This window comes from Rhodopseudomonas palustris, from assembly GCF_013415845.1.
Classification (GTDB): Bacteria; Pseudomonadota; Alphaproteobacteria; order Rhizobiales; family Xanthobacteraceae; genus Rhodopseudomonas; species Rhodopseudomonas palustris_F.
In genome coordinates, this window is record NZ_CP058907.1 from 3,097,968 (window position 1) to 3,123,481 (window position 25,514).

Annotated in this window: 26 protein-coding genes; 16 read left to right on the forward strand and 10 right to left on the reverse strand. The window is 64.8% G+C overall.

Going from position 1 to position 25,514, the window contains the following annotated elements; all coding sequences use genetic code 11:
- Nucleotides 1-39: 39 nt before the first annotated feature.
- On the reverse strand, nucleotides 40-753 hold the full coding sequence (gene queC / locus HZF03_RS14165; RefSeq protein WP_119018759.1) for a 7-cyano-7-deazaguanine synthase QueC: 714 nt from the start codon (nucleotides 751-753) through the stop codon (nucleotides 40-42).
- Nucleotides 754-869: 116 nt separating this feature from the next.
- Here queC and mazG point away from each other — a divergent pair, with 116 nt between their 5' ends.
- The 3 genes from mazG (at nucleotide 870) to HZF03_RS14180 (ending at nucleotide 3,427) form a co-directional block, all read left to right on the forward strand.
- Complete coding sequence (mazG, locus tag HZF03_RS14170) at nucleotides 870-1,694, forward strand: nucleoside triphosphate pyrophosphohydrolase (protein ID WP_119018760.1); 825 nt, start codon at nucleotides 870-872, stop codon at nucleotides 1,692-1,694.
- Nucleotides 1,695-1,772: 78 nt separating this feature from the next.
- Nucleotides 1,773-3,068: a hemolysin family protein gene (locus HZF03_RS14175; protein WP_119018761.1), complete on the forward strand. Its 1,296-nt coding sequence runs from the start codon at nucleotides 1,773-1,775 to the stop codon at nucleotides 3,066-3,068.
- On the forward strand, nucleotides 3,065-3,427 hold the full coding sequence (locus tag HZF03_RS14180) for a hypothetical protein (protein WP_119018762.1): 363 nt from the start codon (nucleotides 3,065-3,067) through the stop codon (nucleotides 3,425-3,427). The genes HZF03_RS14175 and HZF03_RS14180 overlap by 4 nt, the downstream gene beginning before the upstream one ends.
- Nucleotides 3,428-3,542: 115 nt before the next feature.
- On the opposite strand, the gene HZF03_RS14185 is transcribed toward HZF03_RS14180, so the two are convergent.
- On the reverse strand, nucleotides 3,543-4,046 hold the full coding sequence (locus HZF03_RS14185; RefSeq protein ID WP_011158365.1) for a single-stranded DNA-binding protein: 504 nt from the start codon (nucleotides 4,044-4,046) through the stop codon (nucleotides 3,543-3,545).
- Between the two features lie 537 nt (nucleotides 4,047-4,583).
- Here HZF03_RS14185 and HZF03_RS14190 point away from each other — a divergent pair.
- The 4 genes from HZF03_RS14190 to HZF03_RS14205 all read left to right on the forward strand — a co-directional run bounded on the left by HZF03_RS14190 (nucleotide 4,584) and on the right by HZF03_RS14205 (nucleotide 10,341).
- Nucleotides 4,584-5,339, forward strand: coding sequence for an outer membrane protein (locus tag HZF03_RS14190; protein WP_119017206.1), 756 nt, complete (start codon nucleotides 4,584-4,586; stop codon nucleotides 5,337-5,339).
- A gap of 307 nt (nucleotides 5,340-5,646) precedes the next feature.
- Complete coding sequence (uvrA, locus tag HZF03_RS14195; RefSeq protein ID WP_119017205.1) at nucleotides 5,647-8,664, forward strand: excinuclease ABC subunit UvrA; 3,018 nt, start codon at nucleotides 5,647-5,649, stop codon at nucleotides 8,662-8,664.
- Between the two features lie 609 nt (nucleotides 8,665-9,273).
- Complete coding sequence (locus HZF03_RS14200) at nucleotides 9,274-9,810, forward strand: hypothetical protein (protein WP_133303219.1); 537 nt, start codon at nucleotides 9,274-9,276, stop codon at nucleotides 9,808-9,810.
- 156 nt (nucleotides 9,811-9,966) lie between these two features.
- On the forward strand, nucleotides 9,967-10,341 hold the full coding sequence (locus tag HZF03_RS14205) for a hypothetical protein (protein ID WP_119017203.1): 375 nt from the start codon (nucleotides 9,967-9,969) through the stop codon (nucleotides 10,339-10,341).
- 129 nt (nucleotides 10,342-10,470) lie between these two features.
- Here HZF03_RS14205 and HZF03_RS14210 read toward each other — a convergent pair whose 3' ends face one another.
- Nucleotides 10,471-10,722, reverse strand: coding sequence for a DUF5615 family PIN-like protein (locus HZF03_RS14210; protein ID WP_234832161.1), 252 nt, complete (start codon nucleotides 10,720-10,722; stop codon nucleotides 10,471-10,473).
- Between the two features lie 2 nt (nucleotides 10,723-10,724).
- Nucleotides 10,725-10,979 (reverse strand): DUF433 domain-containing protein, encoded by a 255-nt coding sequence (locus tag HZF03_RS14215; RefSeq protein WP_234803376.1) that lies wholly within the window; start codon nucleotides 10,977-10,979, stop codon nucleotides 10,725-10,727.
- Nucleotides 10,980-11,098: 119 nt separating this feature from the next.
- Here HZF03_RS14215 and HZF03_RS14220 point away from each other — a divergent pair, with 119 nt between their 5' ends.
- From HZF03_RS14220 to HZF03_RS14235, 4 genes are all read left to right on the forward strand, one after another.
- On the forward strand, nucleotides 11,099-11,875 hold the full coding sequence (locus tag HZF03_RS14220; RefSeq protein WP_119017202.1) for a potassium channel family protein: 777 nt from the start codon (nucleotides 11,099-11,101) through the stop codon (nucleotides 11,873-11,875).
- Between the two features lie 37 nt (nucleotides 11,876-11,912).
- Entirely contained in the window at nucleotides 11,913-12,467 is a 555-nt protein-coding gene (locus HZF03_RS14225; RefSeq protein WP_119017201.1) for a DUF3828 domain-containing protein, read from the forward strand.
- Nucleotides 12,468-12,763: 296 nt separating this feature from the next.
- Complete coding sequence (locus HZF03_RS14230; RefSeq protein WP_011158374.1) at nucleotides 12,764-13,054, forward strand: GNAT family N-acetyltransferase; 291 nt, start codon at nucleotides 12,764-12,766, stop codon at nucleotides 13,052-13,054.
- Between the two features lie 132 nt (nucleotides 13,055-13,186).
- The gene (locus tag HZF03_RS14235; protein WP_011158375.1) at nucleotides 13,187-13,594 is read left to right on the forward strand and encodes a PaaI family thioesterase; all 408 of its coding nucleotides are present in this window, start codon (nucleotides 13,187-13,189) and stop codon (nucleotides 13,592-13,594) included.
- A 302-nt stretch (nucleotides 13,595-13,896) separates the two neighbouring features.
- On the opposite strand, the gene HZF03_RS14240 is transcribed toward HZF03_RS14235, so the two are convergent.
- A complete protein-coding gene (locus HZF03_RS14240; RefSeq protein ID WP_119017200.1) occupies nucleotides 13,897-14,289 on the reverse strand; it encodes a DUF3597 domain-containing protein in 393 nt (130 codons plus the stop codon).
- A gap of 380 nt (nucleotides 14,290-14,669) precedes the next feature.
- On the opposite strand from HZF03_RS14240, the gene HZF03_RS14245 reads away from it, so the two are divergent.
- From HZF03_RS14245 to trmFO, 3 genes are all read left to right on the forward strand, one after another.
- Nucleotides 14,670-15,566 carry a DUF2189 domain-containing protein gene (locus HZF03_RS14245; RefSeq protein ID WP_119017199.1) on the forward strand — a complete coding sequence of 299 codons (897 nt, stop codon included), beginning with the start codon at nucleotides 14,670-14,672 and terminating at the stop codon, nucleotides 15,564-15,566.
- A gap of 498 nt (nucleotides 15,567-16,064) precedes the next feature.
- Entirely contained in the window at nucleotides 16,065-16,217 is a 153-nt protein-coding gene (locus HZF03_RS14250) for a DUF1127 domain-containing protein (protein ID WP_012496279.1), read from the forward strand.
- A 136-nt stretch (nucleotides 16,218-16,353) separates the two neighbouring features.
- The gene (gene trmFO, locus HZF03_RS14255; RefSeq protein WP_011158378.1) at nucleotides 16,354-17,790 is read left to right on the forward strand and encodes a methylenetetrahydrofolate--tRNA-(uracil(54)-C(5))-methyltransferase (FADH(2)-oxidizing) TrmFO; all 1,437 of its coding nucleotides are present in this window, start codon (nucleotides 16,354-16,356) and stop codon (nucleotides 17,788-17,790) included.
- A gap of 27 nt (nucleotides 17,791-17,817) precedes the next feature.
- On the opposite strand, the gene HZF03_RS14260 is transcribed toward trmFO, so the two are convergent.
- The 5 genes from HZF03_RS14260 to yajC form a co-directional block, all read right to left on the reverse strand.
- The gene (locus HZF03_RS14260) at nucleotides 17,818-18,690 is read right to left on the reverse strand and encodes a phytoene/squalene synthase family protein (RefSeq protein ID WP_119017198.1); all 873 of its coding nucleotides are present in this window, start codon (nucleotides 18,688-18,690) and stop codon (nucleotides 17,818-17,820) included.
- Nucleotides 18,687-19,070, reverse strand: coding sequence for an Mth938-like domain-containing protein (locus tag HZF03_RS14265; RefSeq protein ID WP_011158380.1), 384 nt, complete (start codon nucleotides 19,068-19,070; stop codon nucleotides 18,687-18,689). The genes HZF03_RS14260 and HZF03_RS14265 overlap by 4 nt, the downstream gene beginning before the upstream one ends.
- Nucleotides 19,071-19,230: 160 nt before the next feature.
- On the reverse strand, nucleotides 19,231-20,349 hold the full coding sequence (gene secF, locus HZF03_RS14270) for a protein translocase subunit SecF (RefSeq protein WP_119017197.1): 1,119 nt from the start codon (nucleotides 20,347-20,349) through the stop codon (nucleotides 19,231-19,233).
- A 25-nt stretch (nucleotides 20,350-20,374) separates the two neighbouring features.
- Nucleotides 20,375-21,976: a protein translocase subunit SecD gene (gene secD, locus HZF03_RS14275; RefSeq protein ID WP_012496283.1), complete on the reverse strand. Its 1,602-nt coding sequence runs from the start codon at nucleotides 21,974-21,976 to the stop codon at nucleotides 20,375-20,377.
- A gap of 44 nt (nucleotides 21,977-22,020) precedes the next feature.
- Nucleotides 22,021-22,458 carry a preprotein translocase subunit YajC gene (yajC, locus tag HZF03_RS14280; RefSeq protein WP_011158383.1) on the reverse strand — a complete coding sequence of 146 codons (438 nt, stop codon included), beginning with the start codon at nucleotides 22,456-22,458 and terminating at the stop codon, nucleotides 22,021-22,023.
- Between the two features lie 190 nt (nucleotides 22,459-22,648).
- On the opposite strand from yajC, the gene HZF03_RS14285 reads away from it, so the two are divergent.
- Both HZF03_RS14285 and HZF03_RS14290 read left to right on the forward strand, forming a co-directional pair.
- Complete coding sequence (locus HZF03_RS14285) at nucleotides 22,649-23,638, forward strand: ATP-binding protein (protein ID WP_119017196.1); 990 nt, start codon at nucleotides 22,649-22,651, stop codon at nucleotides 23,636-23,638.
- Nucleotides 23,639-23,806: 168 nt separating this feature from the next.
- Nucleotides 23,807-25,507, forward strand: a complete 1,701-nt coding sequence (locus HZF03_RS14290) for an outer membrane protein (protein WP_119017195.1) — start codon at nucleotides 23,807-23,809, stop codon at nucleotides 25,505-25,507.
- Nucleotides 25,508-25,514 lie beyond the last annotated feature (7 nt).

The window sequence follows — 25,514 nt, forward strand, 5'->3', positions numbered from 1 at the left end:
ACACCTTGGCGGCTCGATGATACGAAGGAGTGCCGCCGGTCAAATGCCGGAAGCGTATTCGATCCAGCCCTTGGCGCGCAGCCGGCACGCAGGGCATTCGCCGCAGCCGTAGCCCCAATCGTGACGCGCCCCACGTTCGCCAAGATAGCAGGTGTGGGAGTCCTCGCGGATCAGATCGACCAGCGCATCACCGCCGAGGTCTTGAGCGAGTTGCCACGTGGCAGCCTTGTCGCGCCACATCAACGGTGTGTGCAGGGTGATGTCGCGCGCCATGCCGAGCGACAGCGCAGTCTGCAGTGCCTGAATGGTGTCGTTGCGGCAATCCGGATAGCCGGAGTAATCGGTTTCGCACATCCCGCCGACGATGTCGGTGATGCCACGCCGATACGCCAGCGCCGCCGCGAAGTTCAGGAAGATCAGATTACGGCCGGGCACGAAGGTGTTTGGCAGTCCGTCGGCCCCCATCGCAATCGCGACGTCACGGGTCAGTGCGGTGTCGGAGATTTGCGCCAGCGTCGGGATCGTCAGCGTGTGATTGTCGCCGAGCTTGGCGGCCCAGTCGTCGCTGATGGCACGGAAGCCGTCGAGCAGCCGTGCGCGGCACTCCAATTCGATCAGATGCCGCTGGCCGTAGTCGAAGCCGATGGTCTCGACGCGGGCGAAGCGCGCGAGCGCCCAGGCCAGACAGGTCGCGGAGTCCTGCCCGCCGGAGAACAGCACCAGCGCGGTCTTGTCGGAAGAATGGTCGGTCATGGCGCATGGCTGTAGCACCACGCGCTGCGCAGGCCAATCCGGCGCGGTTTTCGCTGGGATGGCGGCGCCGGTTGCGGCATAGGAAACGGGACGTCCTCCTGCCCCGGATCCGCACCATGCCCCCTTCCCGCGATATCGCCCGCCTGATCGAGATCATGGCCGCGCTCCGCACTCCGGTGACCGGCTGTCCGTGGGACCTCGAGCAGGATTTCGCGACGATCGCGCCCTACACCATCGAGGAAGCGTTCGAGGTCGCCGAAGCGATTTCCCGCCACGATCTCGACGATCTGCGCGAAGAGCTCGGAGACCTGCTGCTCCAGGTGGTGTTCCATGCGCGGATCGCCGAAGAGCGTGGCGCGTTCGCGTTCGGCGACGTGGTCGAGGCCATCACCCGCAAGATGATCCGCCGCCATCCGCATGTGTTCGCCGACGCCGACGGCAATCTGACGCCGTCGCATGTCGAGGGCGTCTGGGACCGGATCAAGGCCGAAGAGAAGGCCGAGCGCGCCGCCCGCCGCGGCCTCACCGAACAGCCGTCGAGCTCAGTGCTGGCGGGGGTCAAATCCGGCCAGCCGGCGCTGTCGCGGGCGATGGACCTGCAGCGCAAGGCCGCCAAGGTCGGCTTCGACTGGAACGACCCGCGCGCGGTACTCGCCAAGATCCGCGAAGAGACCGACGAAATCGAGGCCGCGCTGGATCGTGGCGATCAGGCGCACATCACCGAGGAGACCGGCGATCTGCTGTTTGCGCTGGTCAATCTCGCCCGCCACGCCAAGGCCGACCCGGAAATCGCGCTGCGCGGCGCCAATGCCAAGTTCGAACGCCGCTTCGCCTACATCGAACAAGCGCTGGCGGCCCAGGGCCGCACCCCGGACGACGCCACGCTCGCCGAAATGGATGCGCTGTGGAACGAGGCCAAGACGACCGAAGCGACGAAATAACGCCGCCCAGTTCCGATTCCGGGCGCGACTTCCTATCTATACCTGCACGAAAACAATGCAGGGGGTCGCGCGAGCATCATGCTCTCGGTGGAATTGGCAATCGTTGTCGCCTTGATCGTCGTCAACGGTCTGCTGTCGATGTCCGAACTGGCGATCGTCTCGTCACGCCCGGCGCGGCTGTCGATCCTGGCGCAGCGCGGCGTCCGCGGCGCACGCCAGGCGATGAAGCTGAGCGAAGACCCCGGCCGGTTTCTCTCCACCGTCCAGATCGGCATCACCTTGGTCGGCGTGCTGTCCGGAGCGTTCTCCGGCGCGACGCTGGGCCAGCGCCTGAGCGATTGGTTGACCGCGTCCGGCGTGCCGTTCGCCGACATCATCGGCTTCGGCCTGGTGGTGACGCTGATCACCTACGCGACCCTGATCGTCGGCGAACTGGTGCCGAAACAGCTGGCGCTACGCGATCCCGAAGCGGTGGCGGTGAAGGTCGCGCCGGCAATGGCGCTGCTCGCCAAGATCTCGCTGCCAGTCGTGGTCGTGCTCGACATCTCCGGCAAGGCGATGCTGGCACTGCTTGGCCAGAGCGGGGAACCTGAGGACAAAATCTCCGAAGAAGAAATCCATAGCCTGGTGATGGAAGCTGAGACCGCCGGCATACTCGAGCCTGGTGAGCGCCAGATGATTGCAGGCGTGATGCGGCTCGGCGACCGCCCGGTCGGCGCGGTGATGACGCCGCGTCCCGAGGTCGACATGATCGACCTGTCCGATCCGCCCGACCAGATCCGCGCCACTTTCGCGAGCAGTCCGCATTCGCGGTTGCCGGCCACGGATGAAGATCGCGACGATCCGATCGGCATTATCCAATCCAAGGACGTGCTCGAAGTCTATCTGCGCGGGGAGACGCCGGACTTCCGGGCGCTGGTGCGCGACGCGCCGGTGATCCCAGCCTCCGCCGATGCGCGCGACGCACTAATCATGCTGCGCAACGCCTCGGTCCATATGGGGCTGGTGTACGACGAATTCGGCGGCTTCGAAGGCGTGGTCAGCACTGCCGATATTCTGGAGTCGATCGTCGGCGCGTTCAGCTCCGAAGACGGGCCGCCGGAGCCCGCCGCAGTGCGCCGCGACGACGGCTCGTACCTTGTCGCGGGGTGGATGCCGGTCGACGAGTTCGGCGACCTGCTGGGCATGCCGGTGCCGGCGCAGCGCGATTATCACACCGTCGCCGGTCTGGTGCTGTCGCATCTCGGCGCGCTGCCGAGCGTCGGCGACAAGTTCGACTTCCAGGGCTGGCGGTTCGAGATCCTGGACCTTGATCACCGGCGGATCGACAAGATCCTGGCGAGCCGCCTGCCGGACGACCAAGCCTCGCCATGACCGAGCGGCCGCTCCACGCGCGTCGCGACGCGCACGCCCTCGCCGCCATTCGGCTGCTGCACACCGCGATCTGGGCGTTCTTCGCGTCCTCGATCCTGGCAATCCCGGTGACGATCTGGGCCGGGCAGCTCGTCGCCGCGCTATGGCTCAGCGTGTTCGTGTGGGGCGAAGTCGTCGTGCTGGTGCTCAACCGGATGCGCTGTCCGCTGACGACGCTGGCGGCGCGCTATACCGACGACCGCGCCGACAATTTCGATATCTGTCTGCCGCGCTGGCTGGCCCGCCATAACCAGCGGCTTTTCGGGACGTTGTTCGCCCTCACCCAGCTTCAGCTTGGCTGGGCGCTGCTGGTGCGCTGACCGCCTCGCCGGCCCCAAAACGGCGACGGCCGCCGCGATGGGGCGCGGCGGCCGTCGTCTCGTATCCCGTCCCAGCCGGGCGCGGCCGGAAAGGAATGGCTGAGAACCCGTGGGCTCAGAACGGAATGTCGTCGTCCATATCGCTGCGGCCGCCGCCGCTGCTGGCCGGCATCGGCCGCCGTGCGCCGCCGCCACCCGAGGGGCCGCTGGAGCCGAAATCGCCGCCGGAGTTGTCGTCGCCATAGCCGCCGCCACCTCCGCCGCCGCTGCGGCCGTCGAGCATGGTCAGATTCGAGTTGAAGTTCTGCAGCACCACCTCGGTGCTGTAGCGCTCAGCGCCGCTCTGATCGGTCCATTTGCGTGTCTGCAGCTGGCCTTCGATGTAAACCTTCGCGCCTTTTCTCAGGTACTGCTCGGCGACCTTGCACAATCCCTCATTGAAGATCACCACGCGGTGCCACTCGGTCTTTTCCTTGCGCTCGCCGGTGGCGCGATCGCGCCAGGACTCCGAGGTGGCGATCCGCAGGTTCGCAATCGGACGCCCATCCTGGGTCCGCTTGATCTCCGGATCGGCACCGAGATTCCCGACCAGGATCACCTTGTTCACGCTACCCGCCATCGACGTCTCCTCTTAAAACCATACTGACTGCGCGGCGCCCGCGACCCGGCCGGCCATTGCCCGCCTTCCGCTCTGCCGCTGCTCACGCCAAAGCTCGGCGCGGCGCCTGTCCCAGTCCAAGCGAATACGCTGTGGGCGGCGCCTCGCCCATACGTCCGCGAGCGAAAACGCCCGCCTCGTGGGATTTATCCACCGGCGCGAATTCACGCAGTCTGTTCTATTTTTGTTCCAAAGTGAAGTGCAAAGTTGAAACGCGCTGGAGCGTCCGCAATTTCACCCGACCCGCGTGGGGCCTGTGGGGACACCGTGCCGCAACGGTAACCCGCTGCTAGCTGGCAGAATTTCCAAAAATCTATCCACGGTTTTAGGAATCTAACTTCACTCGCGACTGTTGCATTTCCGCGACGGCGCATTGCACGCACTGCGTGTATGGTCGTCACGTGGAATTACAGAGGGGCGCTCGCGCGTCTCGGTCCGCGGCGGGGACACACCGCGGACCAAGAGCCGGAAGAGCACAGACAACCGGGGGAAATTGCGATGAAGAAATTTCTGGTGGGGACTGTCGGCTTGATTGCGTTGGGCACCGCGCCGGCCATGGCTGCCGATCTCGCGGCTCGCCCCTACACCAAAGCGCCGCCGATCATCGCGGCCGCTTACGACTGGTCCGGCTTCTACGTCGGTGCCAACGGCGGCTGGGGCACGAGCCGCAATTGCTGGGATTATCTCGGCACCACAGCAACTCCAGCAGTGGCTCTCGGCGAGGGCTGCCACGACGCCTCGGGCGGCACGGCCGGTGGCCAGGTCGGCTACAATTGGCAGATCAGCACCTGGGTGTTCGGCGTCGAGGCGCAGGGTAACTGGGCTGACTTCAAGGGCTCGAACGTCAACCAGCTCGGCGGCGGTTTGACCACCAACCAGACCAAGGTCGACGCATTCGGCCTGTTCACCGCTCGCGTGGGCTACGCCTGGAGCAACGCTTTGCTCTACGTGAAGGGCGGTGCTGCGGTTACCAGCGACAAGTACACCCGGTTCCGGACCGCGACCGGCGTTTTTAACGACGACGCTAGCGAGACCCGCTGGGGCGCGACCGTCGGCACCGGCCTCGAATACGGCTTCACCCCGAACTGGTCGTTCGCCGTCGAATACGACCACCTGTTCCTGGGCGGCCGCGACCTCACCTTCTCGCCGGTCCTCCCCAACGTCTCCAACGTCTCTCACATCAAGCAGGACGTCGATGTCGTCACCGCCCGCATCAACTATCGCTGGGGCGGCCCGATCGTCGCGCGCTACTGAGCTTCGCGGCGTCTGATTCCAGTCCCGCTTGCGGAAGGCCGGCCTCGCGCCGGCCTTTTCCATTTCGGACCTGGGCCGCAGACTGGCGCTGGCCGCAGCCGACTGCGGCAAGGCCATCGTGCTTGCGTGGGGCCCGGCGCCCCCGCCCCACCCTCCGACGGCCAACAATCCGGTTGATGGACGCGCTCAGCCTCTGGCAATCGCGTCGCGTTCTTCCTATGTTCCAGCTTCAGCCCCAACCGGCGCAAGCCCCGGAAGCTCCGGCGCGCGCCCCAACCGGCGCGTTGTCGCGCGTCTGGACATCCGCATGGACGAAGTGATCAAGGCCAAGCGTCAGACCCCCGCGGCCTCGAGCCGGACCGCCATCACCATTCGCGGCGCCCGCGAGCACAACCTCAAGAACGTTGACGTCACCATCCCGCGCGACAAGCTCGTGGTGTTCACGGGCCTGTCCGGCTCCGGCAAGTCGTCGCTGGCGTTCGACACCATCTACGCCGAAGGCCAGCGCCGCTACGTCGAGTCGCTGTCGGCCTATGCCCGGCAATTCCTCGAGATGATGCAGAAGCCGGATGTCGACCAGATCGATGGCCTGTCGCCTGCGATCTCGATCGAACAGAAGACCACCTCGAAGAACCCGCGCTCGACCGTCGGCACTGTCACCGAGATCTACGACTACATGCGCCTCTTATGGGCGCGCGTCGGCGTGCCCTACTCGCCCGCAACCGGCCTGCCGATCGAGAGCCAGACCGTGTCGCAGATGGTCGACCGCGTGCTGGCGCTGCCGGAAGGCACGCGGCTGTATCTGCTGGCGCCGGTGGTGCGCGGCCGCAAGGGCGAGTACCGCAAAGAACTCGCCGACTGGCTCAAGAAGGGCTTCCAGCGCGTCAAGATCGACGGCGCGTTCCACGAGCTCGCCGAAGCGCCGGTGCTCGACAAGAAATTCCCGCACGACATCGACGTCGTGGTCGACCGCATCGTGGTGCGCCCCGACATCGGCCAGCGTCTCGCCGAGAGTTTTGAAACCGCGCTGAAGCTCGCCGAAGGGCTCGCGGTAATCGAATATGCTGACGCGCCCGCCGCGCCACCGGCAGCCGAGCCCGGTCAGGACGAGCCCGCCGACAAGAAGAAAAAGGCCGACAAGAAGGTCGCCAAGATCCACGACAAGAGCGGCGCCGAACGCATCCTGTTTTCGGAGAAATTCGCCTGCCCGGTGTCCGGCTTCACCATTCCGGAGATCGAACCCAGACTGTTTTCGTTCAACAACCCCTACGGCGCCTGCCCCGAATGCGGCGGCCTCGGCATCGAGCAGCATATCGACGCCGATCTCGTCGTGCCCGACAAGGAGCTCACACTCCGCAAGGGTGCGATCGCGCCGTGGGCGAAATCGTCCTCGCCGTACTATGTGCAGACGCTGACCGCGCTCGGTAAGCACTACAAGTTCACGCTCGACACCAAGTGGAAGGACCTGCCTAAGAAGGTCCAGAACGTCCTACTGCACGGCTCCGGCGACGACGAGATCAAATTCTCCTACGAAGACGGGGTGCGTTCCTACGACACCAAGAAGCCGTTCGAGGGCGTCGTCACCAATATCGAACGCCGCTTCCGTGAGACCGAGAGCGAGTGGGCGCGCGAGGAGCTCGGCAAGTACTTCTCCGACGTGCCGTGCGACGCCTGCCACGGCCATCGCCTCAAGCCCGAGGCGCTGTGCGTCAAGGTCGGCGGCAAGCATATCGGCGAAGTCTCCGAGCTGTCGGTCAAGGCAGCCGGCGATTGGTTCGCCTCCGTGCCGAAGCTGCTCAACACCCAGCAGAACGAGATCGCCGTCCGTATCCTGAAGGAGATCCGCGACCGCCTCAGCTTCCTGCTCGACGTCGGCCTCAACTATCTGACGCTGTCGCGCTCATCCGGCACGCTGTCGGGCGGCGAAAGCCAGCGCATCCGCCTCGCCTCGCAAATCGGCAGCGGCCTCACCGGCGTGCTCTACGTGCTCGACGAGCCGTCGATCGGCCTGCACCAGCGCGACAATGCCCGGCTGCTCGACACCCTGAAGCGGCTGCGCGACCTCGGCAACACCGTGATTGTGGTCGAGCACGACGAGGACGCCATCCTGCTCGCCGACCATGTGCTCGATATCGGCCCCGGCGCCGGCGTCCATGGCGGCCACATCATCGCCCAAGGCACGCCGGCCGAGATCATGCGCAATCCGAAGTCGCTGACCGGCAAATATCTCACCGGCGAATTGTCGGTGCCGGTGCCGGAACGCCGGCCGCCGAACCATCGCCGCACCCTCAAGCTGGTCAACGCCCGCGGCAACAATCTCAAGAACGTCACCGCCGAGATTCCGCTCGGCCTGTTCACCTGCGTCACCGGCGTCTCCGGCGGCGGCAAGTCGACGCTTTTGATCGACACCTTCTACAAGGCGATCGCGCGCAAGCTGAACAACGCCAGCGAGCCGCCGGCACCGTACGACCGGATCGAGGGCCTCGAGCACATCGACAAGATCATCGACATCGACCAGTCGCCGATCGGCCGCACCCCGCGCAGTAACCCCGCGACGTACACCGGCGCGTTCACGCCGATCCGCGAGTGGTTCGCCGGCCTGCCGGAATCCAAAGCGCGCGGCTACGAGCCGGGCCGGTTCTCGTTCAACGTCAAGGGTGGCCGCTGCGAGGCCTGCCAGGGCGATGGCGTCATCAAGATCGAGATGCACTTCCTGCCCGACGTTTACGTCACCTGCGATGTTTGCAAAGGAAAACGCTACAACCGCGAAACGCTCGACGTGCTGTTCAAGGGCAAGTCGATCGCCGATGTGCTCGACATGACGGTCGAGGAAGCCGCCGAGTTCTTCAAGGCGGTGCCGCGCGTCCGCGAGACCTTCAAGACGCTGCAGCGTGTCGGCCTCGACTACATCCATGTCGGCCAGCAGGCGACCACATTGAGCGGCGGCGAAGCCCAGCGCGTCAAGCTTGCCAAGGAGCTGAGCAAGCGCGCCACGGGACGTACCCTCTACATTCTCGACGAGCCGACCACGGGCCTACATTTTCACGACGTCGCCAAGCTGCTCGAAGTGCTGCACGAGCTGGTGGCACAGGGCAATACGGTGGTGGTGATCGAGCACAATCTCGAAGTCATCAAAACCGCCGACTGGGTCATCGACCTCGGCCCCGAAGGCGGCGACGGCGGCGGCGAAATCGTCGCCTGGGGCCCGCCGGAAGATATCGTCAAGGCACCGCGGAGCTACACGGGCAAGTTTCTGAAGCCGGTGTTGGAGAAGAAGGGGCCGGCGAAAGCGACGAAGCGGAAGACGGACGAGGCGGCGGAGTGAGGCTGGCGCAATGAGCAACACCCTGGCTAAGGTTCAGGCGCTCGTTGCGAAAGGAGCCTTTTTCATTTCCAACCACGGATTCGACGAACTTGCAGACGATGATATCTCTGCACGAAGATGTCTTCGTTGGCGCGCAATCGACCGGAGTCGTCGAGGATTATCCGGAGGCCGGGCGCGGACCAAGCGATCTGGTTCTCCAGCGCGACCGGCGAGATTAGCCGATCCACGTTGTTGGGGCATCCCGAAAGGATCGCCGAATCCAGCCCCTATTGATCACTGCGTATCGGCCCGACCCGGCACGATGGTCGCCAGATTTCAGGAGGCGAGTGAATCGATGAGAAGCACCGTCAAGCTCGTCCGCGAGGGACGATACGCCGTGGAGGTCCCCGTCACTTTGATTGATGACGATACCGCCTGGTCACCCTACTTGACGCCCTGAAGTTCGACGCAGTACGGCTCCCGCTGAAGGCTGGCGACATCGACTCTGCGGCCAAGTACGGCCGCGTGTTTGAGCTCACGCCGGTCGCTGCCGGTTAATGCTTGTATCCTGGCCAGGTCGAGATTTAAATGGGAGTCATTGAGTAATCCGATAGCGAAGGGCCACGTTGCATGCTCTCTGTGACAACGGGACGGAGATTACTCCTGACGATCTTGCTGTTAGCCCTTGCACCGCCTTTCTGGTCGGAGCTTGTTCTCTATCTTGCCAAAGACTCTCGGTTAGGCTGCGGACTAGCGGCTTACTCTTCTACTGTATGGCCTTCGCTGAACGAAGAAATAACTGTCGTTAGAACACTTCTGCCTCGCGACGAGTGCGCTTTCGTTCTTTTGAAATCCACCAACCTGTTTCTCTCGGGAGCGATCGCCCTGATATTCGTGGCTATCTTCCTTCGCAGTTTCCATCCGAGCGAAGATCTGCTGTTTTTAAGCATGCAGAAGACGTCTCTATTCCTTATGATTTGCGGCGTGGCTTGTTTTTTCGTGTTTCGCTCGTACGCGATCTTCAATTTGACCGTGGCTGAAGCGACGCCGCTCCGACGTCACATGTTGCTGCGAACGTCGATCATGTCTCCCATCGTCGTAACAGATCTGGTGTTGCTGGGGCTGCTAACTCTGTTGGTGAGGAAGAACATGAAGGACTCTCGTTGAGCGACAAGTCAGGGTCGCCTGAGGAGAGCGAAGCCGCACCCGGCGCTTTGGTGCTTCCCGCATGTCGCTGCGCTCATTTGGGCTACCGCGCGGGACACTAGTCGTCGCACCGGAAATTGAATCGCCCTCCCGCCTATGCCCGTTTACACTCCCCACATGTCCCGCCTCACCTCCCTCACGCTCGCCGTCGCCCTCGCCCTGCTTCCCGTCGCCGCCTCTGCGGCTTCGCACAAGAAGCACGCCAAGCGGGCGCAGGGGTATGGCTTCCTGCCCGGCTATGTGCAGCCGCCGAACAACGCTGTGCCGCTGTACATGCAGAAGCTGTCGCCGGCGCAGCGCGCGCTGCTGCGGCCAAAGCGGCCATGGTACATTGACCCGACACCGGACTATTATCGCTGGAACGGCCCCTGGAGCGGTGAGTGGCGCTATCCTGGCCGCGCCGGATTCTATCGCGGCCGCTATAATGGCGGCAGCTTCGGGCCGTGCTGGACCCAGACGCCGATCGGGCCGGTCTGGAATTGCGGGCGATAGCCCTGTTGGCGCTCTTGTTCATCTCGCGGGCCGCAGCGGCCGCACGCGCATGCGGGCTTCCTCGACCACGACATAGCGACCGAACAGATCGGCGCCGTGACGCGTGATGGCCTCCCTCAAGCGGACCGCCTACAGCTTCGCATTGGTCGGATCTATCCGGAGCAACACCAGGCCAGGGACGGCGCGGCCAAATCGAACGGTCAGTTCGCCGAAATCCTTGTCTTCGGTCAGCAACAACCGGCCATCGGTGGCAGCCATGGTGACGACGTCTGCATCGCTCATTCCTGCGGCCATCTCGGCGACGTACAGCACATCATGGCCATCGGCCCGCAACGCGGCAACCAACGAGGCGGACACGCACTCATCGGCCAGCCATCGCATGGTCAGCCGAAGATGACGTCTTGGTCTGCCAGATAATCGGCCGCGAAGGTCTGCACGGCGAGAATGTCATCGGCCGTCAGCCGCGGATGATCGGCGATGATCTCGGCCGTGGAGAGACCCGCACCGAGCTTGCGCAGGATCATTTCCACCGGGATGCGCGTGCCGCGGACAACCGGCTTGCCGCCCATTACCTCGGGATTGATGTCTATCCGTTCATGTCGCATGGCGCAGACCGCAGCTTGCTCGTGAGTAAGCATAGCATAGTCCACCGCGATTGCCACGGATGCGGGTTTGACCGCCTTCGGCCCGGGCGACCGCCCTGCCGCTCCGTTAACGCCCATTGCCTCCGCTACCCCTCCCAGGCCAATAATCGGCCATGACGCTGCACGATGTCCGATTAGCCGTTCGGCGGCTGTACGACGGCGCGACTCCGCGCGGGGTGGCGTTTCGCTATGGCCTGCTGGTGTTCGACGTCGTCACCATCGTGTTCATCGTCGGCACGTCGTTTCTGCCGCCCAATCCGGTCGTCGAGGCGCTGGATACCGGGTTCGGCGTGCTGATCATGATCGACTTCCTGGCGCGACTGTATGCCAGCCGCGGGCCGATGCGGGAGTTCGGCCGGCTCGCGACTTGGACCGACCTGGTGGCGATCGGCTCGTTCCTGGCGCCGCTCCCCGGCGAGGGCGCCGGATTCCTGCGGATTCTGCGCACGCTACGCGCGTTCCAGGACTATCAGATGCTGACCCGGCTGCGCAGCGACAGCACTTTCTTCCGCCACCACGAGGAGGTGGTGATCGCGGTGGCGCGGCTGGCGGTGTTCATCTTCGTGATGACAGCGATCGTGTTCGAGACCCAGCGGTTCAGCAATCCGCAGATCGCCAACTACGCGGACGCGCTGTACTTCACCGTCACCGCGCTGACCACGACCGGGTTCGGCGACATCACCCTGCCCGGCACCCTGGGGCGGATGATCAGCGTGGTGATCATGATCTTCGGCGTGACGCTATTCTTCAATCTGGCGCGGGCGCTGATCAGCCCGAACAAGGTGCGCTTTCCCTGCCCAACCTGCGGCCTACAGCGCCACGACATCGATGCGGTGCATTGCAAGGCGTGCGGCACCGTGCTGAATATTCCAGACGAGGGCCGTGACTGAGCCTGTGTTGCGATCCTCGCTATCGACAGGATCCGCCATGCTCACCCGCCGCTCCGCCTTCGCTTCACTCGCCTATCTCGCCGCCGCTGTTGCGCTGCCCACTGTCGCGCTTGCGCAGGCGCCGGCCCAGCCGACCGTTGCGGCACCGGCCAAACCGGCGACGACCGATCCCGCGGCGCTGCTGACCAGGCTCTACAAAGCGGCCGCCAAGGACAATGCCGGCGGCGCCTTCGTCAACAACGCCAAGGAGCGCGGCAAGTATCTGTCGAAGTCGCTCGCTGCCCTCTGGACCAAGGCCGAGGCCAAGGTGCCGCAAGGCGAGATCGGACCGATCGATTTCGATCCGGTGAGCAATTCGCAGGATCCGGACATCAAGTCGTTCGTCATCAAGGCCGAGAGCCAGGACGATGCCCACGCCACGCTGGCGGTGGCGCTGATCGGCAGCCAGCCGCGCAAGGTCGCCGGGGATAGCGTGATCCGTTACGAGCTGGTGCGCGACGGCACGTCGTGGCGGATCGACGACATTCGCGGCAGCGTTGATGGTCAGACCTGGTCGGTGCGGCAGATGCTCGAGGCCTCGCTTAAGAACTAGAGGCCTCGCTTAAGAACTAATCGAATCCGCCGGCGTTGCCACTCCGCGCCATGATGATCGTGGTGCGGTGACGCACACGCCTCACGCGCTTAAGGCCGTCGCCTCCGGGATTGTCCGGGTTGCGCGGCGCAGCGCGGTGTGGCCTTACCCTGCACCATCCACAGTGGCCTGCGTCGCAACGACGCCGCGCTTGCCACCTCGCCGTCCCCTTGACATCAACGGGGCCGGCATCACCTGACAGCCAACGGCACACCGGCTCTCGCCGGCGTACCGGACTTTGAAATTGAGGAGACGTCATGAGCGGGACTACGGCCGCAGCCAACGTGCGCGACAACAAGGCGCTGAACCGCTTCGAACTGGACGCCCATGGCGAGATCGCGTTCGCGAATTATCGCCGCACAGGCGGCCGCGTCGTCATCACCCACACCGAGACCCCGCCGCCGCTGCGCGGCCGTGGCATCGCCTCGCGCCTGGTGCGCGGCGCGCTCGATCTGATCCGTGCCGAGGGCGCCAAGGTCAGCGCCGGCTGCGGCTTCGTCGCCGATTTTCTCGACGCGCATCCGGAATACGCCGACCTCACTGCCTGAGATCTCAGCCGGGCCGCTTGCTGCGGTCCGGCAATTGCCCACGGCCGCGGGCTGTGGCATCGGTTCCACTGTGCGCGGCACGCCGGTCCAGCCAGTGACCTCCTGCGGCCGCGCTCCGCAGGAGCCGACAACATGACCGTTTCGCCGCCGCCGGGCTTTCAACCATTCGCCGTTCAGGACGGCTATATCGGTACCAACGGCCCGTATTACTGGCGGCAGAGCGGCGACGGACAGCCGGAATTCGGCTTCCTCAGCGACGACCGCCACGGCAATCCCAACGGCGTGCTGCATGGCGGCGCGCTGCTCGGCTTCCTCGATACCATTCTGGGATTCTCGGTGGTGCTGGCCGGTCAGCGGCGCTGCGCCACGGTGTCGCTCGACAGCCGCTTCATCGCCACCATCGAGCCCGGCGGCTGGATCACCGGCCGCACCACGATGAAGAAGCTGTCCCGGAGCCTCGCCTTCATCGACGCCGAAGCGCTCGCTGGCGACAAGCTGCTGGTGACTACCAGCGCGGTGTTCCGGATTTTCGAGTCGTAGTTCACAGCACCGCTATCAAATCGGGCGCTTTCGCTTCGACTCCTGATGCCGGCCTTGTGCCGGGCACCCGCGTATTGCAGCGGAAACCGCACAAAGGGCGTGAATGGCCGGGACATAGCCCGGCCATCCCGAACTCATCGTCAATTGAACGCCCTAAGGCCCTTCACGCGAGTTCCCGCAATTGGGCACCACATGGCCTTGCGGCGCATGGTTCGAGACGACGCTTCGCGCCTCCTCGCCATGAGGTTCTGCCCGTTGCGAGCAGTCCAAAGAGCGTTTCTTTTTCCTTCAAAGCAGAACTGTTAGTGCTTGATCTCGGGCGGCAGCTTGCCGCCGTTGGCGACCAACTTGCTCATCACCTGCTTGTGCAGCCAGATGTTCATCGACGCCGAGTCGTTCATGTCGCCACTGTAGCCGAGCTCCTTGGCGAGCTCCTTGCGGGCCGACAGGCTGGAGTCGATATCGAGCGCCTTCATCAGATCGACGATCGAGGTGCGCCACTCCAGCTTCTCGCCTTTGGCCTTCACCGCTTTGTCGAGGATCGGCGCCACATCAATCGACGGCGCGGCGGTCGACTGCGGCGCGGTTGGCGCCGTGCCCGCTGCACCGGTTGTCGCGGGCGCTTGCGCGCCGCCCGGTGACGCAGCGGCGCTGTCGCCGAAAATCGCGCTCATGATCTTGCCGAAAATACTCATGCTCACTCCCCCTGTTGCGATGCCATGCATCGTCGGCTTCAACAGCGAGCAGGCCGCATGAGTTCCACGCCGGATCAGCGACTGCCGAGTCTTCTGCACGGCGGCTGGTATCGACTCGTCCCAACCGTCCGCGTCGAAGCTGAACAATGCACACCCCGCACTGCAGCATCTTTACTCACCAAAGCTTGAGCAACGAAGGACGATAAGCGGCGTTAGGATACCATCACAGGTCGCGGCAAGATCAGGTCACAAGACCAGTTCGTTCGTGCTCTCGCGTCTGGCCCCTTCTGATCGTTTCGTTCCGCGCAAGAAGCGCCCGGCCCGCCGTCCTCGGCGTAACGGCCGGTGATCATCATGTCGATCATGGGAGGACGACACGCATGGCCACGACCTATTCATCTGCTCCACCCGCCATCGCTGCGGACGATCCCGCCCCCGTCGTCCATCGCATCGGCTTGGCCGACCTCGGCGCGGCGCTTCGGCAAGGCTGGGACGACTTCAAGGCGGTGCCGAGCCACGCGGTGATGCTGGTCTTGATCTATCCGGTGCTGGGTTTGGTGCTGGCGCGCCTGGTGCACGGCTACGCAGTGCTGCCGCTGCTGTTTCCGCTCGCGGCCGGCTTCGCACTGCTCGGCCCGTTTGCCGCGCTCGGGCTATATGAACTGAGCCGGCGCCGCGAGCTCGGCCAGCCGGCCTCGGCGTCGGACGCCCTGGCAGTGCTGCGGTCGCCGTCGCTCGGCGCGATGCTTGGCCTTGGCGCCATCCTGCTGGCGCTGTTTCTGGTCTGGATCGCGGCCGCGCAGGCGATCTACGTCTCGTTGTTCGGCTACGCGCCGGCTGCCGCGATCCCGGATTTCGTGCGGCGGGTGCTGACCACGCCGGAGGGCTGGAGCCTGATGCTGATCGGCTGCGGCGTCGGCTTCCTGTTCGCGCTGGCGGCGCTGTGCCTCAGCGTGGTGGCGTTCCCGATGATGCTGGATCGGCATGCCGGCATCGGCGATGCGATGGCCACCTCGCTGCGGGTAGTGGCGGTCAATCCGCTGCCGATCGCCGCCTGGGGCGCGATCGTCGCGGTGCTGCTGGTGATTGGGTCGATCCCCGCGTTCCTGGGGCTGGCGGTGGTGGTGCCGCTGCTCGGGCACGCCACCTGGCACCTCTATCGAAAGGTGGTCGAGCCCAATCCCAATCCGCCGCAGATCCCGCCGACCCGCGCCCTCAAGCGATCGGCGGCGGATTTCCCGGCCAACCTGTTCCAGTGGAAGCGCAACGGGACCTGAGCCGACTCATCGGCAAGCTCCCCACCTCGGCCGCCGATCGTTCTCAGAGGTCGGCGGCCGTTTTGTGCATTGCGGCAGATCAAATCCCTCGATCCGGCCTGAATACTCATTCACGACCTCCGTATTTATGCGTATAATGCATGGGAACGGACCAGATTGTCCGAAGGTCTTAACTCGGACGGCGGAGCTGATCGGCACTAGATTTCCGGTGAGACGGCGTGCGAGGCGGAGACCGGAACCAGATTGCGGCGAAAATGCACTATATTTCAGCTCGGAATGCCCCGAGGAGCGAGATCATCTCGTCCTCCGCCCCAAGCTGAGAACAGATCTCGGAGGCGAGCCAGCGCAGAAGGGTTAATCATTCCTTCCCGGCGGTATGCACTGACGGATTAGCTGCGGTGCAGCATTTACGCTGCTGATTTCGCGACTCGTCGCCTATATTCCTTTCGACGCTTCGGTTCTTCCGAAGAACTGAATCGTGGACAAGGAGACCATCCAATGCTGCTTTCGCTTATCCGCGCGATCCGCGCGTTCCGGGACTATCAGCGTAACGTCGCTGAGCTGTCCCAGCTCAGCGATCGCGAACTGGCCGACATCGGACTTGACCGTTCGGACATCCCGCGCGTCGCTTCGGGTCACTACAACGGCTGACCCGTACCGCCTGTTTCTGCCTTCTACGGCCAACGCCCGCCTCCTGGCGGGCGTTGTCGTTTGTGCGAGGCTTTGAGCCGTGCGGCCGGGCCTGAAACGGATTTGACCCGCGGCTGAATCGCGCTAGCTGTAGCCGATGACCAGCAGAACAGCCCCCGCCTCACCCGTCGTTCACGTCATCGGCGCCGGCCTCGCCGGCTCGGAAGCCGCTTGGCAAATCGCCCGCGCCGGTGTGCGGGTTGTGCTGCATGAAATGCGGCCAGTCCGGACCACCGAGGCCCACAAGACCGATGGTCTTGCCGAGTTGGTGTGCTCGAATTCGTTCCGCTCCGACGATGCCGCCAACAACGCGGTGGGGCTGCTGCACGCTGAGATGCGCAGGCTTGGCTCATTGATCATGCAGGCGGCCGACGCCAATCAGGTCCCGGCCGGCGGAGCGCTCGCAGTCGATCGCGACGGCTTTTCAGCCGCAGTCACCAAGGCACTGGCCGAGCACCCCCTGATCGAGATCTGCCGCGAGGAGATCGACGGCTTGCCGCCGCAGGAGTGGACCAACGTCGTGATCGCAACCGGCCCGCTGACCTCAGCACCGCTCGCCGACGCGATCCGAGGCCTCACCGACGAGAGCGCGCTGGCGTTCTTCGACGCGATCGCGCCGATTGTGCACCGCGACTCGATCGATATGTCGGTCGCTTGGTTCCAATCGCGCTACGACAAGGTCGGCCCTGGCGGCACCGGCGCTGATTATCTGAATTGCCCGATGACCCGCGAGCAGTACGACGCCTTCGTCGACGCGCTGATCGAGGGCGAGAAGGTCGACTTCAAGGATTGGGAGAAGGACACGCCGTATTTCGACGGCTGCCTCCCGATCGAAGTGATGGCCGAGCGCGGCCGCGAGACGCTGCGGCACGGCCCGATGAAGCCGGTCGGCCTGACCAATCCGCACAACCCGACGGTGAAGCCCTACGCCATCGTCCAGCTCCGGCAGGACAACAAGCTGGGCACGCTGTACAACATGGTCGGCTTCCAAACCAAGTTGAAGCACGGCGCGCAACTGCGCGTTTTCCGTACTATTCCAGGACTCGAAAACGCTGAATTTGCAAGGCTTGGCGGGCTACATCGCAACACGTTTCTGAACTCGCCTAAATTGCTCGATGAAAGCCTTCGGCTGCGCGCTTCGCCGCGGCTGCGGTTCGCCGGGCAGATGACCGGCTGCGAGGGTTACGTCGAATCCGCGAGCATCGGACTGTTCGCCGGACTGGCCGCTGCGGCCGACCTGGTGGGCCAGTCGCTGGCCCCGCCGCCGCCGACCACGGCGCTCGGCGCCCTGCTCGGCCACATCACCGGCGGCCATATCGAAACAATCGACGCCGGTCCGCGCTCGTTTCAGCCGATGAACATCAACTTCGGCCTGTTCCCGCCACTCGCCAACCCGCCGACAAAGGGGCCGGACGGCAAGCGCCTGCGCGGCCCGGAAAAATCGGTTGCCAAGAAGCAGGCGCTCAGCGCTCGCGCCCTCGCCGACATCGACGCCTGGATCGCCGCGCACCTGAAGCTGCCGAAGGCGGCGTAGCAGCCGGACGTCGCCAGCGATCCGGCCCTAGCGAAAGGGCTTGCTTCGGCTCGCCCGCCACAGCGTCCACAACGTCGCCAGGCGCGAACGCTCGAAGGGAGTGAACGGATCGCGCTCCGGCCCCGCGAGTCTGTTGAGATCGCAGCGTGCGAGCCCAAGCGGCAAAAAGGCTGGGCGGACCGCTGCCGGCAGCTCGATCAGCTCCTGAAACGCCTGATCGAGATGCTTGCGCGCCTCAGCGACCACCTCAGTGAGAGCAGCACGCAGCGCCGCGGTCGACTGGCCGCTGAACACCTGCTCCAAATCGCAGCCGTGCCGCTGCAGCACATCGTTCGGCAGATACAGCTGGCGACGCGCGGAATCATAAGGCAACCGCGCCACGATGCGCGCGACTCCGACCACGACGCCGGCGTGCCGCGCCACGTGCTCGACCGCGTCCGAAGCCTGCCCGGCGCCCTGCGCGAGCACCCGCGCGGTCAGCGAGATCAGCGCGCCCTCGGTCTCGACGAGATGCGGCTCGAGCACCGTCCAGTCCGGCATCGGGTCGTTGTAGAGGTCGAAAATGTGCGCCTCGATCAGCCGCGTCAGCGGTTCGACGGGCAGCGCATGCTCGGCGATCGCGCGCGTCAGTTCGGCCGCGACCGGATTGCCTTCGGCGCCGCCATGCGCGGTGCCGGCGAGCAGATCGGTCCACCACTGCAGCCGGACCTCCCCGGGCAGCGGCTGGCTGACCTGGCTGCGCACGCGCACGATCTCCGCGTTGAAGGCAGCGAGCGCGAGTAGCGAGCGGCGTTTCTCCGGCGGGACGAACAGCGTCGCCGCGTAACGGTCGAAGTTGGCCTCGCGCACCAAGCCGGCGCAGAACGCGGCAGCGCTGGTGCTAGCGGCGGGCTCGCTCATGGCACCGCAATTAGCGCTGCCGCAACGCGCCGCCGTTCGCCGATCATGATGTTGTAGGTCCGGATCGCCGGACCGGTTTGCATGGTGTCGAGTACGACGTTGACACCGCGCAGTGCCTCGCGCAGTTGCCGCGGCGCGATCCAGACGTCGGCGCCGGTGCCGACGATCAACGTGTCGATCGCGTTGGCGTTATCGAACACCCGCTGCAGGCTATAGCGGTCGATCTGCTCCGGCTTGGTCACGTCCCAGCCCCACACCGCATCCGGCAGGAACAGCAGCGATCCCTGATGCGACATGTCGGCGAAGTAGAACCCGCCTTTGCCATAGGCATCGATCGCGGCCGTTCGCGGAAAATGAGGAATCTCTGAGCGCTGCGCCACGAGCTAGCGTCCCTCGTCGAGCGTTGGCGTCATGCGGCGGCACCTTACAGATTTGCGCCGATCGCAACGACCGGCGCCTGCGCGTCAGTGCGGTGGCACTGCAACGGTTCACCCCGCCAGGGCCGGCCACCTTAAACGGCGGCCTGCCCGGCTAAGGTCATTATCGCTTCTTCGGCTTGCCGGCCTTCGCCGGCTTGGATGCCGGCGCGGCCGGTTCAGGCTCGACGAACTGGGCCGGGATCTCTTCGGCAGCAGCGGGCGGCGCCACCGGCTCGGGCTTGGCCGGCTTCTCTGCCGGCTCATCGAGCCGATGGGTGCCGACACCCAGATAGATCAGGATCGGCGCCGCAATGAAGATCGATGTGTAGGTGCCGACCAGCACCACGCCGAACATCATCACCGCGGTAAACGAGTGGATCGCATGGCCGCCGAACAACAGCAGCGCGAGCAGCGCCAGCGTCACCGTGACGTGGGTGATGATCGAGCGCGACAGCGTCGAGTTGATCGACTCGTTCAGGAGCTGCGGCATCGGCATCTTCTTGTAGCGCCGCAGCATCTCGCGGATACGGTCGTAGATCACGACCGTGTCGTTGAGCGAGTAGCCGAGAATAGTCAGCAGCGCCGCGATCGAGGTCAGGTCGAAGTCGACCTGACTGATCGACATGAAGCCGATCGTCAGCACGATGTCGTGGACGTTGGCGATCATCGCGCCGAGCGCGAACTGCCATTCGAAGCGGAACCAGAGATAGACCAGAATGCCCAGGATCGCGACCATCAGGCCGAGCATGCCGAACGCGAGCAGCTCGCTGGAGACGCGCGGGCCGACCACTTCGACGCGGCGATAGTCGACCGAGTCGCCGAGCGCGGCGCGCACCTTCTGAACTGCCACCTGCTGCGCCTGGTCGCCGCCGGGCTGCTCGGCGATACGGATCAGCACTTCGGCCGGACCGCCGAACTGCTGCAACTGCACGTCACCGAGACTGAGCTTGCTCAGCGTATCGCGCATGCCGGCGATATCGGCCGCGCCGGAATGGGCGCGAACTTCGAGCAGCGTGCCGCCGCGGAAGTCGATGCCGAAATTCAGCCCGTGGGTGAAGAACAGCGTGATCGCGGCGATCGACAGCACCGCCGAGATCGGGAAGCTGATGCGGCGGAAGCGGGTGAAATCGAAGTGAGTGTTATCGGGAACGATGCGCAGCGACGGCAGCCAGCCGAAGATGCTGACGACCGTCAGCACCACGATCAGAACGCCCAGCCCGACCAAAATCCAGTGTGTCACGTGTGGCTCTCTCGGATTCGATGCGTCAGATCGGCACGTGGTGCGGCCGCTTCCAGCGCACCCAGGTCGCGACGATCAGTCGGGTCAAAGTGAAGGCGGTGAACACCGTGGTGATGATGCCGATGCCCAGCGTCACCGCGAAACCGCGCACCGGACCGGTGCCGATATAGAACAGCACGGCGGCGGCAATGAAGGTGGTGATGTTGGAATCGAGAATTGTCGCCAGCGCGCGTTTGAAGCCGGCGTCGATCGCCGAGATCGCGTTTCTGCCTGCACGAATCTCCTCGCGGATGCGCTCGTAGATCAGCACGTTACTGTCGACCGCGATGCCGACCGTGAGCACGATGCCGGCGATGCCGGGCAGCGTCAGGGTTGCATTGAGCAGCGACAGGACGCCGAAGATCATCGCAACGTTGACCGCGACCGCGAGGTTGGCGAACACGCCAAACAGCCGATAGGTCAGCAACATGAATACGATCACCAGGATCGAGCCGACATAGGCGGCGCGTTCGCCCTTCTCGATCGAGTCTTGTCCAAGGCCCGGACCGACGGTGCGCTCCTCGATGATCGTCAGCGGTGCCGGCAGCGCGCCGGCGCGCAGCAGGATCGCAAGGTCGTTGGCGCCCTGCACCGTGAAGCTGCCGGAGATCTGGCCGGAGCCGCCGGTGATCGGCTCGCGGATCACGGGCGCGGAAATCACCTCGTTGTCGAGCACGATGGCGAACGGCAGACCGACGTTCTCGGTGGTGGCGCGGGCGAATTTGCGGGCGCCGTTGGTGTTGAAGCGGAACGAGACGATCGGCTCGCCGGTGCGCTGGTCGAAGCCGGGCTGCGCGTCGGTGAGATCGGCGCCGGACACCAGCACCTGCTTCTTGATCACGTAAGGCTGCTTCGGCGACGACGCGCTCATCAGCAGTTCGGAATCCGGCGGGACGTTGCCGCCCATCGCCTGATCGCCCGACACCGAGCTGTCGACCATCCGGAAGTCGAGCTTGGCGGTCTTGCCGAGCAGTTCCTTCAGCCGGGTCGGATCCTGCAGACCGGGCACCTGCACCAGAATGCGGTCGGCGCCCTGACGCTGGATCAGCGGCTCGACGGTGCCGAGTTCGTTGACGCGGCGTTCGACGATCTGAATCGACTGGTCGACCGACTGACGGACACGATCGGCGATCGCGGCTTGCGGCACCGTCAGGCGGATCAAGCCGCCGCCGGCGTCGGAGACTTCAAGGCTGCGCTGGCCGTTGGAGCCGAGCAGACCGCCGAGCGGCTGCGACAGCTCACGGAGCTTGGCGAGTGCGGCCGGAACGTCGGTGTCTTTGCTGATCCGGACTTCGACCGAGTCGCCCTTGGTCGCGAGACCGGTGTAGGCGATGCGGGCTTCGCGCAGCACCCGGCGGGCGTCGTCGCGAACCGAATCGAGCTTGTCCTTCTTCACCGAATTGGCGTCGACCTCGAGCAGGATGTGCGAGCCACCCTGCAGGTCGAGGCCGAGCACCAAGTGACGCTGCGCCCATTTCGGCCAGCTCTTGACGGTGCTCTCGGGGAAAAAATTGGGAACGGCGCAAAGGCACACTGCCAGCGCCGTCAGGATGATCGCCAGCGCCTTCCACCGTGAGATATAAAGCATCGAGTTGTCCCGTCAGAAACCGAAAGAGGCGAAGCGTCCAAGCATCAGCTCGACGCGGTGTCGTCCTTCGCCGGTTCGGTCTTGTCGCCCTCGGTCTTGGCCGGAGCGTCCTTGTCCTTCTTGCCCTTGGCCTTGCCGTTGGCTTCGGGAGCATCCTTGACCGGTTCGCCCTTGGCGCGGACGCCGGTGATCATCTGGCGCATCTGGCGCGCGCGAATCCCGTCGGCGAGTTCGAATTCGACGGTATCGTCATCGATCACCTTGGTCACCTTGCCGACCAGACCGCCCGAGGTGATGATGGTATCGCCGCGGCGAATGTTCTTCACCATCTCGGCGTGCTCTTTGACCTTCTTCTGCTGCGGACGCAGGATCAGGAAATACATGATGACAAAGATCAGCGCGAACGGCAGCAGCGACATGATCATGCTGTTGGCGTCGCCGCCGGCAGCAGCAGCCTGGGCGTAAGCGGGCGTAACGAACATTCGGATTCCCCGTGAAAGCAAGCGAGCCGGCCCGGCGCGGAAAGCGTCGGCCGGGGGGCGCAAATTCGCGCGGACTATAACCGCCGCGGTCCCAATTGCAACGTCGCCACCCCGCTCATTGCGCTCTCATTTCCGTGGGTTGCCGGGGGTGGCACAGCCCGATATGGCTGCGGCATCAGGAAGTGCAAGCATGGCCAAAAAGACAAAATCCCGCCCCGCCAAAGCCGCCCCGAAGTCCGCCGCCCGCAAGCCCGCCCGCGCACCGGCGGCAAAGCGCCGCCCGCCGGCGACGCCTCCCGGCGCATCCCTCGAGGGCGCACTGCTGGAGCGGATCGCCCACGCTCTGGAGGGCATTTCCGCCCACCTGGCGGGCACTTCCGCCGCTCCGGCCGATGCCGCGCTGAATTCGGCCGACGCGTTCATCTGGCAGCCCGAGGGGTGGCTCGCGCCGGTTCCAAAGGTCAGCCGGGTCGATCTGTCGCTACTGCAGGGCGTCGACCGGATGCGCGACACGCTGATCGAAAATACCGAGCGGTTCGCCACCGGCCTGCCCGCCAACAACGCATTGTTGTGGGGCGCGCGGGGGATGGGCAAATCGTCGCTGGTCAAAGCCGCTCACGCGCATGTCAACGCGCGGCCCGACGTCGCCGGCCGGCTGAAGCTGATCGAGATTCACCGCGAAGACATCGAGAGCCTGCCGGCGCTGATGACGCTGCTGCGCGCTTCCGACCTCCGATTCATCGTGTTCTGCGACGATCTGTCGTTCGACGGCAACGACGCCTCATACAAATCGCTCAAGGCCGTGCTCGAAGGCGGCATCGAGGGCCGCCCCGACAACGTCATCCTGTACGCGACGTCGAACCGGCGGCATCTGCTGCCGCGCGACATGATGGAGAACGAGCGCTCGACCGCGATCAATCCCGGCGAAGCGGTCGAAGAGAAGGTGTCGCTGTCCGATCGGTTCGGATTGTGGCTCGGCTTCCACAAATGCAGCCAGGATGAATTCCTGGCGATGGTGCGCGGCTACTGCGCCCACTACGACATCGCGATCGACGACGAACAGCTCGAGCGCGAAGCTCTGGAATGGTCGACCACGCGGGGCTCGCGCTCCGGCCGCGTCGCTTGGCAGTTCGTGCAGGATCTCGCCGGCCGCCTCAAGGTGCGACTCGGAACCAAGTAGTCGCCAGCGCAGCTCCGGTCCGAACAAATTATTCGGACCGGCTCGGAGGTTACCGAGTTCGCAAACTGAACTCCTCGTCCGTAAACTGCAGTCTCGATTCGCGGACACGCGCCGTCACACAGGCGGCCGTGTTGCCGCGTCGGCGATGGCGACTTTGGGGGCAAGGCCGTGCGCACTTCGATCATTTGTGTTTCCGCCGTGCTGGCGGTGAGTTGTGGCGCGGCGGAGGCTGCGGATCTGTCGCGGGCACCGGCGACCAAGGCCATCACCGCCTGGAATTGGACCGGCTTCTATCTCGGCGGCCATCTCGGTGCCGGGTTTGGAACCGCCAAGGTCGACAACCCGTTTGGGCCGTCGATCTACGGCGACACCGTGCGCGCACCTAAAGCCCTCGCCGGCCTGCAGGCCGGCTACAACTGGCAAGTGCACGGCTCGCCCTGGGTGCTCGGCGTCGAAGTCGATGCGTCGGCGATCGATGCCGACGGCACCAACACCTGTCTGGCCTACTCCGGCCAATTCGTCTCAGCGAATTGCCGCGTCCGCGAGCATGTGGTGGGCACCCTCACCGGCCGGCTCGGCCACGCGTTCGGCCCCGACGGCCGCTCGCTGATGTACGTCAAAGGCGGCGGCGCGTTTCTGTTCGGCAACTTCCGGATGACGACCAACGCGCCCGACTATCTCAATCAACCGTCGGCCGAGCTCGACACCACACGCTGGGGCTGGACCGTAGGCGCTGGCATCGAACACGCACTGTCGTCACGCTGGGCAGTGCGCGCCGAATACGACTACGCCAATTTCGGTCACCGCGGAATCGACGGTCCCGGCGGCGGCTTTCTGCAGACACCGTTCAACCCGAGGACCTTGGTCGACACCGCCGGAGCACCAACGCAGATCCGTCAGGACATGCACCTGATCAAGCTCGGGCTGAACTATTACTTCGGCCGCGGCGACGGCGCATTCGACTCGGTCGCGCTGCTACCTGTGAAGGCGCCGGCCGGCACCTCCTGGTCGGCCTGGCAGTTCGATGTCGGGGCGCGCTACTGGTACAGCCACGGCCGCTATCAGAACGACCTGACCCTGAACACCATCAACGCCCAGCAAGAGCATCTGGTGTCGCGGCTCACTTATGAGAGCGAAGGTCATTCCGGCGAAGTATTCTGGCGGATCGACAGCCCACACAGGCTGTTTCTGAAGGGATTTGCCGGCGGCGGCGGACTGGTAGCCGGCAAGATGAACGACGAAGACTGGTTCCCGACCGATCAGCAAAACGCCACGGCGTATTCCAACACGGATCACAACAAGGTCACCGGCACCATCGCTTACGCGACGCTCGATGTCGGCATCGATCTGTTCGGCGACGCGTTCGGCAAGCTCGGCGTGTTCGCCGGCTACAACTTCTATCGCGACCGCAAGGACGCGTTCAATTGCCGCCAGATCGCGCTTGCTATTCCCACGGCATTCTGCGGATCGTCGGAGGGAATCTCGATCAGCCAGTATGAAGACTGGCACTCGCTGCGGATCGGCGCGAACGGCACTCTGGCTGTCGCGCCGAACACCAAGCTGCTGATCGATGCCGCCTACCTGCCCTACACGCATATTTCAGCGCTCGATATCCACCACGCCCGCACCGATGTTGCGAGCAAGGACTCCCCTGCCTGGGGCACGGGCCGCGGCGTTCAGCTCGAAGCGATCCTGACTTACGATATCACGCCGACATTCAATGTCGGCGTCGGCGGCCGCTACTGGGCGATGTGGGCGACCGACGTCGAGACCGCGGGCTTCGGCAGTCCGGTGCCCACCCAGTTGCTGCCGATCCGGGTCGAACGCTACGGCACCTTCGTGCAGGCGTCGTACAAGTTCGATCGCTGACTCCGGT